This is a genomic window from Paenibacillus sp. Mc5Re-14, from assembly GCF_001049835.1.
Classification (GTDB): Bacteria; Bacillota; Bacilli; order Paenibacillales; family Paenibacillaceae; genus Paenibacillus; species Paenibacillus polymyxa_C.
In genome coordinates this window covers 4,615,448-4,633,881 of sequence record NZ_CVPD01000001.1, presented here as the reverse complement: position 1 = coordinate 4,633,881, position 18,434 = coordinate 4,615,448, and the positions used below count along the sequence as shown (strand labels likewise).

Here is an 18,434-nt window from a genome sequence, read left to right as displayed (position 1 = left end):
CGGCAATTTACGAGTGTAATTGCTTGAACAACTGATCGGCCTGCTCAACATTTAATTCACCTTGCAGCACCTTCTGGATCAACGCTTGCATGGGCTGCGTAGAAGTTGACTCTACAGGCACTTGATTTGAGGCTTCCGCCGATTTGCTTAATTCCTTTGCTAAATATTTGGAAAATTCTTTAATGTTAGGATAGTCATACACTCTGGTTGCTGAAATAGAAGTTCCAAACCGTTTGTTCACGTCCTGTACCCACTCTACGCCTATAATAGAATCCAGTCCCATGTCGATAAATTTATCGTCCCGGCCGATGTCCTTTTCGTCCATACTCAAGGATTTTGCAAGACTTTCAATTAGTTCCTTCTCCAAGGCATCCACCCGTACAGCCACAGGCCCATTAGCAGATCGCTTGACCTCATCCTTGACAGCCAGTTGTGGTGAGGAAATGATAGGTTTAGGTTGCGGCAGAGCCGGCTTCACTTCTGCGGGCTTGGCTGCCTTTTTCGGTGTATCGGCTACCTTCTCGATGTCAGAAACTGAGCGCAGCAAAATACCCTGCGGTTTTTCAGGTACTTTCGCCAATGTTTGTACCTGCACATTATCATCGACAGCAGGAGGACTGAAAACAGGCTTTTGTGCCGGGATATCAACTTCAAGAGGTTCCATCTTGGTCTCCTTGGACTGGCTTCCGAACGTAGAGATCCAATAGCTCTCCTGAGCAAATGGATAGGTTGGCAGACTCATCCGACGAGGTCTGGCCTTTCCATAAAGCCTGTTCCAATCGAATAACAAGCCCTGAACCCAAAGCTCTGCCAGCTTTGTATACTTGCCCTTGCTTATCCAGACATCCACCAACTGTTCCATGTCCTCGTCTGCTTCAAGAACAGTCAGAATATCTTTATTTTTCTTTACCTTACCCGAATAGAGTCCGTCGATATCCTCATTCCCCGCCAGGAAGCTCTCCAGCTTTCCTTCGAGCTCCCTCGTAGACTTAGCTAAGACTGCTAACCGTTCTTCCATAGCTTCCCGTCCTACCTGAAGGGTAAATGCTATATCCTCCAAACTGGCTTCTGCGTATTCCGGTGCTCTGAGTGCAGAAAGCAATCTTTGTACCTGCTCGTACAAACGCTCTTGATTTTTGGCCGACAGCACGACCATGGCCGGGTTTTGCAATATCACGGCAGCTTGTCTAGTCTCCTGCACCTTAGGGATGTATTCCTCAATAAGCACATGTGCGTTGGAGCCTCCGGCGCCGAAAGAAGAAATACCTGCAATTCTCGGGTATTCAACGGTCTTTCCATTTATAGTGACGATCGGTCTTTTCCACTCTTCAAGCTCCTGCTGAACTATAAAAGGGCTATTGCTAAAGTCGATGTTCGGGTTGAGTATGTTTGAATGCAGCGAAGGTGCGATTTGTCCGTATTTGAGCTGAAGGAGCACCTTAGTCACTCCAGCAATCCCTGCCGCACTCTCACAATGCCCTATATTAGATTTTGCCGATCCAATGGCGCAGAACTGCGTGTCTTCCGTATATTCCCGGAAAACCTTTTGCAATCCAGCGATTTCAATAGGATCACCTAAAGATGTCCCCGTGCCGTGTGCTTCAATGTAACTGATTGTTCTGGGGTTTATTCCGGCTTTCTTAAATACCCTCCCAATCACACTGGCCTGCGCCTTGGGGTTCGGAACCGAAAAGCCATTGGTCTTCCCGCCGTGATTCACAGCGGTTCCCTTGATGACCCCGTATATGTGATCGCCGTCTGCAATTGCTTTGGTCAGCGGTTTGAGCAATACGGCCCCTACGCCTTCACCCGGCACATACCCATCTCCGCCTTCTCCGAAGCTTTCGCACCGACCCTTGCTTGATACGAATCTTCCCTGCCCAAGCATCAGGTATTTGTTCGGATGAATGGAGACATTGACACCGCCAGCAATGGCAAGCTCACACTCATCTTGCTGTAAGCTCTGGCAGGCTAGATGAATAGTCGTCAATGAGGATGAGCACATCGTATCCACGGCCATGCTTGGCCCGTGGAAATTACAGAAATAAGAAACTCGGTTTGCAATGGAGGCCGGATTCCCTGGTACGGCAATCATTTTGCCTCTAGCCTGCTCCTGCGCCCCATAAAGCTGGTATTCTTCATACATAACTCCGACAAAAACGCCTACATTCCTTTCCAAACCAAGCCCTTCTCGTGTATAGCCTGCATCCTCGATCGTTTCATAGACGCATTTTAGGAACAAGCGCTCCTGTGGATCGATGATTTCTGCTTCTCTAGGAGAGATGTTGAAAAACTTCGGATCAAATTGATCCACGCCTTTGATAAAGCCACCCCACTTGCTGTAAGCTTTTCCGGATTTGTCCGCTTCCTCGTCAAAGTGTATGCTGTGATCCCAACGCTCTTTGGGAATTTCCGTAATGCAGTCCTTTCCATTGCGCAGATTGTTCCAGAATTCCCCAAGATTCTCCGCCTCAGGATACATGCCCGACAAGCCGATAATGGCAATATCCCCCGTACCGCCTACTGTTTCCGGCTGCGTTTGGAATTTTTTCTGATCCAGTAATTGTGTCTGAGCCGGCATTTCACGAGCTTCTCTTCGGCTACTGGAAAATGGCCTTCCTGGGCTATCCTTCACAGTAGAAGACGTAAACGCTTGGACGGCGTTAACCTCTTCCTCCATTCCAAGCAGTTGAATCAGCTGCTTCTGGTGAACTTCAAGAAAATATTGAGTCAGCTCCCGGATACTTTGGTATTCAAAAAACAATGTTTTGGGTAGTGTTCCGAATGTTTTCTCCAGTTCACGTGTCAGCTGTCTGATCATAATAGAGTCAATTCCATACTTCTCCATAGGGGCATCGACTTCAATTTGCCTTGCCGGCAGTCTGATCGATGCAGCAAGCAGTTGCTTTAAATAATTTGCCGCTTTTTCGGCAAGAAGATCTTGTCCGATTCCTGACTCCTTTCTGCTCTCCATAATCATAGAGGAGGCATCTTCAGCCTGATTCAGGGATGGCTGCTGCAAGAGCGTTTCTCTGAGCTGATTGGCACGCCCTTCCAATACCATGATTTGATCTTTTCCGGAAGCCAGACTTTGGTACAAAGCCCTCATTCCTGTATCGGTCTTCATAGCAAACATCCCCATTTCCTCCATGATTTGTTCCGTTTCTCTATCAATACGCATTCCGCCTTCTTTCCACAGCGGCCAGTTGATAGAAAGCGTCTGCCCCTGACGTTGCTTCTGTTCTACAAGCGTATTGCGATATCTGGCATAGGCATCCATAAAGGCATTGGCAGCAGCATAGTCAGCCTGTCCTATATTCCCAAGGCTGCCGGCAACAGATGAATACAGGACAAAAAAGTCCAGCGGAAGATCTTTGCAGGCCTGATCCAGATTGATCAATCCTGTAACTTTTGGCGCCAATACTTTCTGCAATTCCTCCCCTGTTTTTTGAATAATGAAATTATCGCTGGTCACACCGGCGCTGTGAACAATTCCGTCCAGCTTCCCAAACTCTTCCTGAATATCCCGGATCAAATCCTCAACCGCTCTTTTATCGGCGACATCGGCCTGTCGAAATACGACTCTTGCTCCTAGAGCCTCTATTTCCTCAATCCTTGCTTTGGTGTGACCGCGAAGCACAGATCGTCCAACGAGAATTAAAAGGGCATCTTTGGTCTGTCGTGCCATTTCTTCAGCCAGAATCAAACCAAGACTACCTGTTCCTCCGGTAATCAAATACACCCCTGAGTCCTTCCACGGAATACGGCCCGCTTCCCGCGAGGATTGGATTTCCGTCCATGCGGCTGCATATCGTCTGCCCCACTGATAGCGGATATGTGTATCCATGGAGTTGCGGCTATTTTCTTGCAGGATATTTATAAGACCTGCTGCATCTTCCTCCACATCCACTTCAATCAGTTGGCCCACCAGTCCGGGATTCTCAAGCCGCGCTGTTTGTAAGAGTCCGTAAAGTCCCGAGTATACCTGCCTATGATCCTGTACCGGAATGACAAGCTGAATCAATGTTTTGTGTTTGGAGTGGGTTTTAAGCACATGTTGAATTTGCTCAAACACCTGAGCTGCATAAGTTCTAAACCGTGCATCCATGCTTTCCTCTTCGGATTGCAAGATGAGACAATGCACCCCGTTCATTTGTGATTCAATCATTTCCCCGGAAATAGGTGCTGGTTCACATAGAATTACCAGATGCTGCTGATAATTAGGTGCTGTTCCTCTCGGGGCAGGCGCTTGTTCTTCCCATACAGGCTCAAGCATCAAAGTCTCAGGTATCGTCAATTCATCTGATTCCCCTGATCCCCTAGTTCCTCCTTCTGCAATTCGTGATGAGAAGCCCTTCATGCTTACACAAACATTCCCCTGCACATCGCACAAATCAATATCGAGCTTTTGCACTGGATCATCCTGTCTGCTGTCTTCACGATAACGGACCCAAGCCCACATCTCTGATGTGCAGCCGCTAAACACCTCAAGCTCTTCCAATGCAAATGGTAAAGCTGGCTTTATAGAAGCTTTACCATCATCTCCACCTGTGCCCATAATCAGGCCTATGGACGCCTGCAAAGCGGAATCCATCAAGCTAGGGTGCATCACAAACTGTCCCATGGTCTGGTAAACAGAAGAAGGCAAGGACAACTTGGCAAGTGCCTGACCCACGCCGGTATATATCTTTTCAATTCCTTGATGTCCCGGCCCATAGGAAACCTGCATCGCTGCAAACGCCTCATAACACTGCTGGGATGAATAGGTACCTAGATTGCACTGCTCCAGCAAGGCTTCAATATCTATGACAGGAATCTCGGCCAACGGAACAATCGCTGCGCTGCCTTCGCTATGCACAACTAGCTCCGTGTCCACTGATTCAGACTTGCTGTAGATTTCATAGGCAATTTCTCCGCCATCTTGCGGATAAAGCCCGATATTTATAGCAATCGGCCGCTCCTCAGCTACCACAGGCCGGAGCCATAATACATCTTTTAGACGAACACAAATCCGACTTTCTTCCGGAGATGTAGCGACTTCCTCTACTGCCGCTCGCGCCATTTCAAGGTAGGCCACTCCAGGCAAAAGCTTCTGTCCCTTGATCACATGATCAGTGAGGAAAAATTCTCTTCCCGTAAATGTGGAGCTGAACTGAAGTCCATAAATATCGGACGTATTTTGCTGAAGCAAAGGATGAATGATGGCTGACGTCTCCTGCTTCGGCCCAACATTGTTTGCTCCGCTCAGGTTATTGGTATCGATTATGCAATAACGTTCCCTGGCAAAAGGATAGGTAGGCAGGCTAATACGGTTCGGCTTATTCTTTCCGTACAGCACGTCCCAGTCAAAAACCGCGCCTTTTACCCAAAGGCGTGCGATTTGGGCATAGTCGCTTTCACTAACTAACGCCTCAATCGTCTCGGCCGCACCCTTTTGTGTTTCCCGGTCTCTATTTTCTTCTCTATAGCGTTTTGCCTGCCCAACATATAAGCTATGGATACCTTCTCGGCCTTCCACAAATCCCTTTAGCTTCTCCTCAAGCTCGGAGAGAGAAACTACAGTGAAGGCCAAACGTTCTTCCATCGCTTCGCGTCCCGCCTGCAGGGTATACGCTATATCTCCCAGACTGCTGTCTGTGAACTGGCGCACCCGGATTGCAGCCCGCAATTGCCGTGCCTGATCTTGCAGCTGTGCTTCAGTCTTGGCTGACAGCACAACAATAGCTGGCTTTTGGGTAGCGAAGGTAACCGGCTCTTTCTTCTGATTTTCCGAAACATACTCCTCGATGATCAAATGGGCATTGACACCGCCGAATCCAAAAGAGCTGACCCCCGCTCTCCGAGGAATATTTTTCCCAGAAGCATCTTGCTGCTGCTTCCATTCCCTCGTCTCCTGAACGATATAGAATGGACTGTCTTCAAGTTTGATATAGGGATTCATTGCATCGCAATAAAGGCTTTTAACAAGTTTTTTATGCTTCAACTGAAGCAGCACTTTGATGACACCGGCGATCCCAGCAGCCAATTCCAGATGTCCGATATTGGTCTTCACTGAACCTAAGCCACAATGGGGTTCATTGATCCCGGGTCCCTTTATAGTCTCATAAAGTTCTTTAAAGGCTGCTTTCAGTCCGTTAATTTCAATTGGATCGCCTAATTCGGTGCCTGTTCCATGGGCCTCAATGTAAGAGACTGTCCTTGGGTCGATACCGGCCTTTGTATATGCATTTACCAGCAAATCCGCCTGTGCCCTCGGATTGGGGGCTGTCAGAGAATTCGCCCGGCCTCCGTGATTAACGGCTGTACCCCGAATTATGCCGTAAATATGGTCTCCAGCCTTTTCTGCATCCTTCAGCTTTTTCAGGAAAAGCATGCCCGCCCCTTCACCGCGCACGTAACCGTTGGCTTGATCAGAGAAGGTTTTGCATCGGCCATCCTCACACAGCATCCCTGCTTTATTGAAGCTGATATGAAGCTCAGGTGTGATAATTACATTGACACCACCTGCAATTGCCATTTCGCAGCTTCCATCTTCTATAGCCTTTACTGCCCGGTGAATGGCCACCAGTGAACTGGAGCAAGCTGTTTCGACAGGCTCGCTCGGACCATGAATATTAAGGAAATAGCTCATACGATTGGGTCCCACCGACGGCGCCATTCCACTGGAGGAGTATGCCTCGACACCCACATTTCCCTGATAGATCATTCCGCTATAGCCGCTATTTGCGGTTCCTGTAAAGATGCCTGTACGGGTTCCAGATAGCCCTGCTGCCTGAATGCCAGCATCTTCAATCGCCTTCCAAATATAAGTCATCAATAGGCGCTGCTGCGGGTCCATGAGTGCGGCTTCCCTCGGTGAAATTCCAAAAAATAAAGGGTCAAACTCATATATCCCGTCAATAAACCCGCCCCACTTGATGTTTGTTTTATTGCTCTCATCCGCAGGGTCACCGTAATATGCCTTCCAATCCCAGCGATCCTCAGGTATTTCAGTGATACAATCCCTGCCTTCCTCAAGATTTTTCCAAAACTCATCTACATCCCGGGCCATGGGAAAGACTCCGCTTATGCCTACAATTGCAATAGGTTCAGAACCCGCCTGGGTCTGTTGCGGCATAGCTAGCACATTCTTGTTTGCAAATCGAAAACGCTGGCGTCTACTGCGGATGCAGTCTTCCCTATCCTCCTCTTCATTCTGCACAGCAGGCTCAGTCCGGGTCTGGACGAAAAACTGCTCACCAAGCAAGGTGGCATATTCGTCCACTAAATACCTGCAGAAGTCATGAAGTGTAGTGTATTCAAAGAATACGGCAGGTGTCAGCTCAAGTCGGTACAAGTGATTGATGTTGTTGGCAAATTGCGTGAGCAAGATGGAATCAAAGCCATACTCACTCAGTTCGACATAGGCATCAATATCTTCAAGTTTGACTTTCAGCAATTTCGATACCGCCTGCATCATGGCGGTCTGCACCTTGTCCAGCAGGTCCGGTGCGGCATTACTTTCAGTAGAAATTGCTGAAATAGTTGCTGAAGCACCCGCCACCTTTTCAAGCTGTCTGGTTTCCGGAATTGCTATTAAACCTACTGCTCTTTTCATTTTTTCGAGATTGCCTTCCATCACCATAACCTGATCAGCACCCGTAAGCATGGCACGGTACAAGGCCTGAATGCCGGAAGAAGTTGAAATACTTCCCATGCCTGTGTGCTGTTTTACCAGCTTCTCCGTCTCCTCATCAATATGCATCCCGCCTTCTTTCCATAGTGGCCAATTGATAGATATCGTTTGGCCCTGGCGCTGCTGCGATCCTGTCAAAGCGTTCCGGTATCTGGCGTAAGCATCCATAAAGGCATTAGCGGTAGAATAGTCCGCCTGTCCCTGATTGCCCAGTCCTCCGGCTACCGACGAAAACAGAATGAAGAAGTCAAGAGGCAGGTTCTTGCTCGCCTGATCCAAGTTCACTACCCCTAATACTTTGGGAGCGAGAACCTCCAGCATTTCCCTGCTATTTTTTTTGAGTATACGGTTGTCACGAATTACTCCTGCACTGTGAATGATGCCATTCAAGCTTCCGAATTCTGCCTCAATTTCCCGAATTAAATCAGCCACCGCCTGCTCCCGGGACACATCGGCCTGCTTATATGCTATTCGCGCTCCTAATGACTCCAATTTCTTTATCTCTGCCCGCTTGCCCTCATCCAGCGCGGAACGCCCCGTTAAAATCAACGCAACATTATGAACTTTATTTACAATCTCTTTGGCAAAAATAAGTCCCAAGCCACCAGCACCACCGGTAATGAGGTATACTCCGTTCTCCTTCCACGGGATGTCCGCCATTTCCGGAGAAAACGGAACCTCGTTCCAACTGGAAATCCACCGTTTGCCTTTCCCATACCGGATCTGGATGTCTTCAGGACTCCAGCTGTTTTCTTTTAAAATATCTATGATTGCACTTGGGACCTCATCCTGTTCAAGTTCTATCAACTGTCCCACCAGTTTTGGATGTTCTATTCTGGAGGTTTTTAAAAGACCCGAGAGTCCTGATACAAGCTGCTGCTCCTCCTGGTCGTTAGTGACAATCTGGATTAACACCTTGCCATGGTTTTTTTCGCTAAAAATTCTTTGCATCAGCTCAAGTACCTGAACGGCGTAACGCTGGAACTGTTCCCCGATTCTGTTTTGATCAGCTTGCAATAATATACATTGTGCGCCGCTTATTTGAGCTTCTACTTGTTCACAGGAAATCCCGGACGGCTGGCAAAGGATCACGACATGGCGATCATACACAGGTAAATCACCCTCTATGGTAACTCCCTGCTCTTTCCACACGGGTTCAAGCATCAAGGTACCGGAATTGGACTGCGCGTCTATGGAAATAGACTCTATATCCAAAATTCTTGATGAATAACCCTTTATTCTCACGCAGATCTCTCCGGTTTCGTCGCTCAGGTCAATATCTAGTTTCTGTGCCTTATCTCCCGCTTTACCGTCTGCACTGTATCGAATCAGCGCCCACATGGTGGAGCTGCAATTTTTTATAATTTCAACTTCCTGAATGGCATACGGCAGAGCGGGCTTAGTCTCGCCAGAGCCCAGCGTTAAGCCTATGGATGCCTGCAAAGCGGAATCGATCATGCTTGGATGCAAGACAAATTGGCTTTGAGTGTCAGAGACTGAGGAGGGCAATGATAGCTTCGCCAGCACCTGACCTTCTCCCGCATATACCATCTCAATCCCCTGATGCCCGGGACCGTAATCAATCACCAAATCTCTGAAAACGCCATACAATGCTGTCGGATAAAAGCTTCTGCTGCATGTATCCTGCAAATCTTTTATATTCAATGCAGGAACCTCCACCGCCGATCTCCGTACCGCATTGCCGTAGCTATATATCATAAGCTCTGTATCACCGGCTCCGTTATTTCCATAAATCTCATATGAAATCACTTGATCTTCATTCTGGAAAAGCCCGATATGCAACTGTATTGGGCCATCCTCTAGGGTAATAGGCCGTGCCCAAACCACATTTTTAAGGCACATTCCGACCAGGTGGCCCTCATCCGTCCCTAGTGACTGCTCCACTGCCGCCCGCGCCATTTCAAGGGATGCGGCCCCAGACAGCACCTTGCGACCATTTACTACATGATCCTTCAGGAAAAACTCCTGACCTGTAAAAGTCGAGCTGAACCGCTGTTCCGAAAAATCGGAAGTGTTTTGGTGCAGCAAAGGATGAAGTGCAGCCGCAATGACAGAAGTCGTGCCTTTGCCTGCCTTATTGTCTAGCTCGGGCGCCCAGCACCGTTCTTTTGCAAAAGGATAGGTGGGTAGACTAATCCGACGAGGCTTGATATTCCCATACAGCTTATTCCAATCCATCGTTAGACCCTGTACCCACAGCTCCGCAATTTTTTCTAATTTTCTCTTCTTGATCCAGGTTTCAAGCAAGGATTTGGCATCTTCATCTGCCTCAAAGAGCCCGATCCCGTCTTTGCCCTTTTTCACCTGAGCCGTCAGGACTCCAGCTGGCAGATGATGATGAATCAATCCATCCAGCGCTTTTAGCAGATTCTCTTTTGAATCTGCCACAAAAGCCAGACGATGGTTCAGCGGCTCACGGCTCACCTGTAGCGTATACCCCATATCTGCCAAATTAAGATTTGGCTGAGATGCAATAAAGTTTCTCATGTTTTCGGCATAGGTTACTAATTGCTTCTCATTTTTGGCAGACAATACGAAAAGAACGGGACTATGCGGTTCGTCGTCTGCTGGTAATTTTCCAACCTCAGGACGATATTCTTCAATAATAAGATGGGCATTGGTACCGCTAAAACCAAAAGAGCTCACTGCGGCACGTCTTTTGTTCCCGCGAGAAGGTTCCCAGTCCTTTAATTGTGTATTTACATAAAATGGAGAATCATCAAAATCAAAATGTTCATTCGGGTTCTTGAAATTCAGTGTCGGTACCAGTTTCTTATGCTTCATGCATAATAGCACTTTTTGTATACTTGCTACGCCTGCTGCTGCCGAAGTATGCCCGATATTACTCTTTACCGAGCCTATAGCACAGAACTTCTTCTGATCTGTTTTTTCTTTGAAAGCTGTGGATAAAGCCTCCAATTCAATAGGATCGCCCAGCTTAGTGCCTGTCCCATGCATTTCAACATAGCTAATACTTTCGGGTTCAATCTGATACTTATTGTATATCTCCTGCTCAAGCTCTATTTGGCTGTTTGCGCTTGGCGCGGTAATTCCGTTGGTTTTTCCATCCTGATTGATCCCAGTTCCGATAATAACCCCATAGATGTGATCCCGGTCAGCTTCCGCATCCTTTAGCCGCTTCAGAACCAGCACCCCTGCTCCTTCGCCTGGAACAAAGCCGTTGGCACTGTTGTCAAATGTCTTACACTGACCATCTGGTGATAACATTCCCGATGCAGACATACCTATATAGGATTCTGGGGTCAGGTATAAGGACACACCGCCGACCAGCGCCATTTCAATCTCTTTATTTGATAAAGCCTGGCAAGCAAGGTGAGTAGCCACCAGCGATGAGGAGCATGCCGTATCCACAGATATGGCAGGTCCTTTCAGATTAAGAAAATAGGAAATACGTGCCGCTGCAATAGCGTTGCTATTCCCGGTAGTATTGCTGAACTGTGCTTCATTCTTGTAGCGCATCATACTATACTCATTATTTAAAATGCCAAGATAAACGCCGCATTTTTTATTTCCCAACTGCGAGCCGCTATAACCTGCATCCTCAAAGGCTTTATAGGCTTCTTGCAAAAAGATGCGCTGTTGCGGGTCCATCCCTTCCGCCTCGGTAGGAGATATATTAAAAAATAACGGATCAAAATATTCGATATCCTTCAAGGCACCCAGCCACTTGCAATTTACTTTCCCCTCTTGTGCCGGACGCGGATCATACAACGGGTCTACGTCCCAGCGGTTCTTCGGGATTTCAACAATGGAGTTTTGACCCTGAGCGAGATTTTTCCAATATTGCTGTACATCTTCGGCACCAGGATATCTTCCCGAAATCCCGACAATTGCAATTGCATCTTGATTTTCCGAAGTTGCTGACACTGATTCCTCTTCTGCTTTTACCCGACGCAATGGCACCGTTTCCGCTTTAGGCAACTGCGCTGGAGAGCATTGGATCGTGTCTGTTCGCGGCAAATGGACTTCTGCTATAGGTTTGTCCGTGCCTGTGACTGTGTCCAAGGGCTGCTGAACGTAGCTTTTCTTACCCCCATGCTTATTGATTTCTTGTGCCAAAAACTCGGTAAATTGCAGAATAGTCGGATAGTCGTAGACCTTGGTAGCTGCAATGGATGTGCCGTAACGCTTATTCATATTTCGAATCCATTCTACGCCTATAATCGAATCCAGTCCGATATCAATAAAGTTTCTATCTGCCTCAATCTCGCTTTGCTCCATGTACAAGGCTTCAGCTAGGCTTGCCGTCAGTTCTTCCCGTAATTGCTCTGTAGAGACACCAGACGGAGTTATGCCGAATTGCGGCTGCTTTTCAGGCGATATCGGCATCAAATGGATCTGAAGTGAAGTCTCTGCCTGCTTATCCATTTCCAATGATACGAGCGGCGGTAAATGCTTCGCAGGTGCCTGATCTGGAATAGACGCAGCAGAAGACGGCATGATTAATTCGGCCACACGATCGCCCAATTCCTTTGCTAAAAATTTGCTAAACTCCCGTATGGTCGGATAATCGTAGACTTTTGTCGCTGTTATGGATGTGTGGTAGTGTTTATTAATGTTTCGAATCCACTCTACGCCTATAATGGAATCCAATCCAAGATCAACAAAGTTTTTATCCTCATCGATCTCGTCCCGATCTATATATAAAGCTTGCGCCAGACTTGTTGTCAGCTCCTCCTGCAATATTTCTGACGATAGGGATAGGGCAGGAGCCACAGGCGTCTGTTCTTCCGTCTTTTTGTCCTTTTCTGATGTAGGCATTACCCCTTCCGGAGAAGTTAAAATAATCGGAGACCCCTGCTGGTTGGCAGACTTACTAAGCTGCGGCTGACTGTCCGACAAATTCCGTAAGGAAATCCCGCTTGGTTTTTCAGAACTACTGGAAAAACCGGATAGCATTAAAGCTTCAGGAGGTGCAGGCTCCATCACTTGAGATTGAACATGAACTGCTTTTTCTTGAGATTCACTAGGGATTCTTTCTACAGATGGGATCGTAATATCCGTGATCCAATACCGCTCCTTTGCAAAAGGATAGGCTGGCAAGCTTATTCTCTGCGGCTTGGCATCTCCATAAAGCATGCTCCAGTCCATCGCCAGTCCCTTCACCCAAAGATCCACAATCTTCGCATATTTCCGTTTCCCGATCCAGGCAGTGATCGTTTTTTCCATATCTTCATCTTCTATCAGTGCGGACAGTGCCTCTTTGTTTCGCTTGACCTGTCCTCGGTACAGCTCGGATATCCCATCGTGGCCTTCTAGAAATCCTTCCAGCTTTTCCACCAGTGCTGGCATCGATTCGGCAATGACCGCCAGGCGTTCTTCCATTGCTTCACGTCCTACCTGAAGCGTGTAGGCTGCATCAGCCAGATTGCTTTCTGTGACCTCTCCTTTCCCGATCACGGACAGCAATCTCTCGACCTGCTGTTTCAGTCGATCCTCATTTTTGGCCGACAACACAATAATAACGGGGTTGTGAGCTGTCACACGGATGGGCGCCTTCTCTTCTGGAACGTACTCTTCAATGATGACATGGGCATTGGCGCCTCCTGCTCCAAACGATGAAATCCCCGCCATCCTCGGGTATTCCCGGGTCTCTCCACCGAGTTCAACTACAGGCCGCTTCCATTCCTCCAGCTCCTGCTGGACAACAAACGGCGTCTGCTCAAAAGGAATGTTCGGATTCAGTTCCTGGGCGTGCAGGCTGGGAACCAGCGTCCGTTTTTTCATCTGCAAGACAATTTTCCCAATCCCTGCGATGCCCGCTGCCGCCTCCAAATGTCCGATGTTGGACTTCACAGAGCCCACGGCGCAAAATCCTTTGTCTGCCGTATCCTTCCTGAAGGCCTGGGTCAGACCGGTTACTTCAATAGGATCTCCCAGTTCTGTACCGGTTCCGTGAGCTTCAATATAGCTGATGGTCCGGGCATGTACCCCGGCTCGCTCTAGTGCTGACCGGATCAGCTCCCCTTGAGCAGTCGGGTTAGGCACTGTATACCCGTTAGTCTTGCCTCCATGGTTGATACTCGTTCCCCGGATGAGCGCATGGATCGGGTCTCCATCTGCTATCGCCTTGGACAGCGGCTTCAATAGCACGACCCCCACGCCTTCTCCTGGGACAAAGCCGTTGCCTCCCTTTCCGAAGCTCTTGCACTGTCCGTCTATGGACAGCATCTGGTTGGCGCAAAGTCCGACATAGCTCAGCGGATGCAGATACAGGTTCACTCCTCCTGCCATAGCCAGCTCGCATTCTCCGCGGTACAGATGCTCACACGCTTCATGAATCGCAGTCAACGAAGACGAACACATCGTATCCACCGGCATGCTCGGGCCCTGCAAATTGAACAGGTACGAAATTCGGTTGGCTACCGAGCTAAAGGAAGTGTGAGGGAATATTTGCGCTCCCTTTCTCCATAGATCAAGACCGTACAGATCAAATCCTGTTTTGGTAATTCCCGCAAATACACCTACCCGGCTGTTATGTCGTACTGCAAGCTGTTCTCTGGTGTAGCCTGCATCCTCCATCGCTTCCCAGCAGGCTTCAATGAACAGCCTTTCCTGAGGGTCCATACTGAGTGCTTCCCGCGGTGCAATATTAAAAAACAGTGGATCGAATTCGGCAAAGCCTTCGATAAAACCGCCCCACTTGCTGTAACTTTTGCCATGCGCAGCTGCTTCCTCTTTATCAGGCTGAAAGAATCCTTCCAGCGACCAGCGTTCCTGCGGGATTTCGCCGATACAATCCTTCCCTGCTTTGAGATTTTCCCAATATTCGTTCATGTCCTTCGAACCTGGATACTTGCCTGCCATACCAATGATGGCGATCGGTTCACGTGTTTCCTCTGCGCCAGACTGCACATAGCTTCGAACCGGCTTCACGTAGCTTCGGGTAAGCTTCGCTGTCGCCTCTTCCGCAATCGTTTGTTCCGCAACTGACACGCTTTCTTCTTCGGCACACCGGGTTGCCGCAGTCGTTTCCTCCACCAGCTGCATGTCTGGACTCATTCCGACCCACTGCATGCACTCCGGTGCGTATTCCGCCACTAAATGTTCTGCCAGGGCACGCAAGGTCTGGTACTCATAAAACAGTGTCTTGGACAGCTCGCCAAAAGATCCTGCCAGCTTGGCATTCAGTTGGGTAATCATAATGGAATCAATGCCATAACGCTCTAACGGCTCATGAGCTTCGATGCTACTGACGCTCAGCCGGGTCACCTCTCCCAACAACGCCTTGAGACGATATAAGGTTTTTTCGTAAAGTAAGCTCACATCTAGCTTCGACCCAGTTGCTTCTACCGCACGGATACCAGCCTGCGAGACGGCTTTCGCCAGATAGGCCTCGATTTTCTCGGGTTCTCCTTCCATGACCATCACCTGCTCCTTGCCTGAAGACAGACATTGGTATAACGCCTGAATGCCCGACTCGGTCTGTAGAGGTGTAGTGCCCATATTTTGTCTCATAAGCTTTTCCGTGTCCGCATCGATCCGCATCCCGCCCTCTTTCCACAGCGGCCAGCGGATGGATACCGTCCGGCCCCGCCGTTGCTGGGCCTCCACAAGGGTATTCCGGTATGCTGCGTACGCATCCATAAAAGCGTTGGCGGTGGCATAATCGGCCTGTCCCAGATTGCCCAGACTGCCCGAGATGGAGGAAAAGAGCACGAAGAAGTCCAGATCCTGACCGCTGCTTGCCTCATCCAGATGGACCAGCCCTTGGACCTTCGGTCCCAGCACCTCGATAAATTCTTCCCTGCTTTTCTTGAGAATGAAGTTATCGTGAATCACCCCTGCACAGTGAATAATCCCGTGGACACGCCCAAATTCCTCCTGGATGCTTTCCAGCAAGCCAGTCACCGTGTTCCTGTCGGTGATATCCCCCTGCTTATACACCACTCTGGCCCCTAAGGACTCCAGTTCCTTTAGCCGCGTCTGTTTGTTTCCATCCAGCGACGACCGGCCTGTCAGGATCACAGTCGCTGCTCGGGTATGCCGAACCAGCTCTTCTGCAACAAGCAGCCCTAGGCCGCCAAAGCCGCCGGTAATAAGATAAACGCCACCGTCTTTCCATGGCAACTTCTCATCCGGCCGAGATGGCTCGAACCTGCTCCAGCAAGCGGTTTTCCGTTGACCGCCTTCATAGCGAATCCATCCATCTACTGGACTACAGCTATTTTCCTCCAGCTTCGCCCCCAGGCTTTCCTCAGATTCTCCCTGTTCCACTTCGATCAATTGGCCGATGAGTTTCGGATTTTCCAGCCGGGCGGTCTTCAGCAGACCCGAAAGTCCCGAAAAGAGCTGCCCTTCTCCAGCCGCCGCCACGACAAGCTGAACCAGCACCCTTCCAGCAGGCTTGTCTTTAAGAATGCTTTGGATGCTCTCAAAGGTCTGAACTGCATAGGCCTGAAACCGCTCATCCACCCGGCTTTTCCCGGATGAGAAGGCCAAGACCTGCGCCGCTCCGTTCACTCTCGCTTCAAGCTGTTCAGGCAAAGTCTCATCCGGCTCGCACAGCAAGATGATACGGCGGTCATAAGCAGGGGCTTCGACCTCCGGCGGTACGTTCTGCTCCTTCCAAACTGGCTCCAGCAGCAGGGTATGGCTAGCTGTAGCCACTGGCTTTTCCTCTGCTCTAGAAATCGTTAATTCGATTTCACTTTCTATACCTATGCTCTTAGCCATTTGAGCTTCATTCCCAGGCGCCCAATACCGCTCTTTTGCAAAAGGATAAGTTGGTAGCGGAATTCTGGAGTACTGTTCATTTGAAAAAAAACGCTCAAAGTCTAACGGATATCCCTGAATATATAAATCCGCAATCGTAGTTAAAAACTCCAAATACTCGCGGGCATCACCTGCATTTTGACAGTTTTGGATACATTCATTCCCATATCTTTTCAAGGACGATTGAATGCGTTGGTCTTTTTCGTGTAGTTCAGAATAATAAACTTGAGAAGAACTGCCTTTTTCCAGCCACCTTTTAAGGGACATGACAAGCTCACCTTGATTGCGGGCAACACATGCAAGCCGATGATTGCAGTGCTTTCTCCCAAGCAATAATGTATAGCTCATGTTACCGCAGTCTGCCTCAGGCTCCTGTTCGCAATATGCAACCAGTTGCTCCACCTGGCGGCGTAATTGTTGTGAAGTCCGGGCGGACAGCGGAATGAAATAAGCCGGCTTTTCGGAATGTCTTCGTTTTGTATGTGGAGCCTCTTCGATGACCATGTGGGCATTAGTTCCACTGGCACCAAAGGAGCTAACCGCAGCACAACGTCTGGCTTCAGGCTCAATCAACCAATTCTGCAGTTGCGTATTGACATAAAAAGGGCTATCCGCAAACTGAATATTGGAATTGCCTGATTGGAAATGAAGTGAAGGCGGAATCTGCTCATGTTTTAATGACAATAACAGCTTAATTACTCCTGTAATTCCTGCCGCAATTTGCGTATGGCCGATATTCGTTTTAATGGACCCGATCGCGCAATATTCCTTCTTGTCCGTATACTTTCTAAATGTTCGCGTCAATGCCTGATATTCAATTGGGTCTCCCAATTTGGTACCTGTCCCATGTGCTTCCACCAATTGGATTTGCTCTGGATGAATATGAAAAGTATCGTACACATATTGCTCCAGTCGCTCCTGAGACTTCTGGCTTGGTGCAGTAAGTCCATTCGTGGTGCCGTCCTGATTGATCGCTGAACCTAAAATCACCCCATAGATGTGGTCACCATCGGCAACTGCTTCGTCAAGCCGTTTGAGCACAACCGCGCCAACAGCCTCTCCCGGAACCATACCGTCTGCCCTGTCATCAAAGGTATAACAGTGCCCTGTGTGAGACAGCATTCCTGCCCTATCACCATATAAATAGCAGCGAGGGGTGGTATGAATATACACCCCACCAGCTAAAGCCATATCCGTTTCCCCGGACCATAAGCTTTGGCAAGCAAGATGGGCAGCAACTAACGAACTGGAACAAGCTGTATCTACAGCTATAGCTGGTCCGTGAAGATTCAAGTAGTAGGAGATTCTGGCGGGAATCACGGAACCCATATGGCCCCATAGTGCTTGCGGAGGCAGGTCTTCACCCAGCAATCGCTGGTAGTCTCCTTCGGCACAGCCTACATAAACTCCGCACCGGCGTCCCTCCATTCCTGTGCCCGCATAGCCCGCATCCTCTAAAGCATGCCATGCTTCCTCGAGAAACAACCGCTGTTGTGGGTCCATGTAAGTCGCTTCCAGCCCCGAAATATTGAAAAAAAGCGGATCGAACTTATCAATATCCTCCAAAAAGCTTCCATAATTGCAGTAGCTCGCATTTTTTTCCTGATATTTTGAAAGATCCCACCGAGTCACCTCTTTTACTAAATCGTCGCCATTCTTAAGGTGATTCCAAAGCTCATCTACATTGTCAGACCCGGCAAATCGCCCGCTCATTCCAATAATTGCAATCGGCTCTCTTTGCGCTAAATCCTTCCCTTTATTCTCCTGTTTAGGTCTCTCTGGCTCAATGGATGCACGTGCCGTTTGAACCGGATTAAACATATAATCTTTATCCTTATCCTCAGTCGCTTGGATTTCTCGGCTTGCATCTTTTCTATCCTCTATTGAATCAGCATTGTGTCCCAAAGCCTGTAAAACGGTATCGCCAAATTGGCTTAAAATGTATACCGTCAGTTGTTTTACCGAACTGTAATCAAAGATGTCTGTAGTCTGCAAATGAATA

1 protein-coding gene (cut by a window edge) is annotated in these 18,434 nt (G+C 48.6%); it reads right to left on the bottom strand.

The annotated features are described in order from the left end of the window. Positions 1–7: 7 nt before the first annotated feature. Positions 8–18,434 carry the 3' portion of an SDR family NAD(P)-dependent oxidoreductase gene (locus tag BN1546_RS21120; protein ID WP_090738774.1) on the bottom strand. The gene runs 1,322 nt beyond the window's last position, so 18,427 of the gene's 19,749 nt are visible here — the last part of the coding sequence; its start codon lies beyond the right edge, outside the window; the stop codon is at positions 8–10.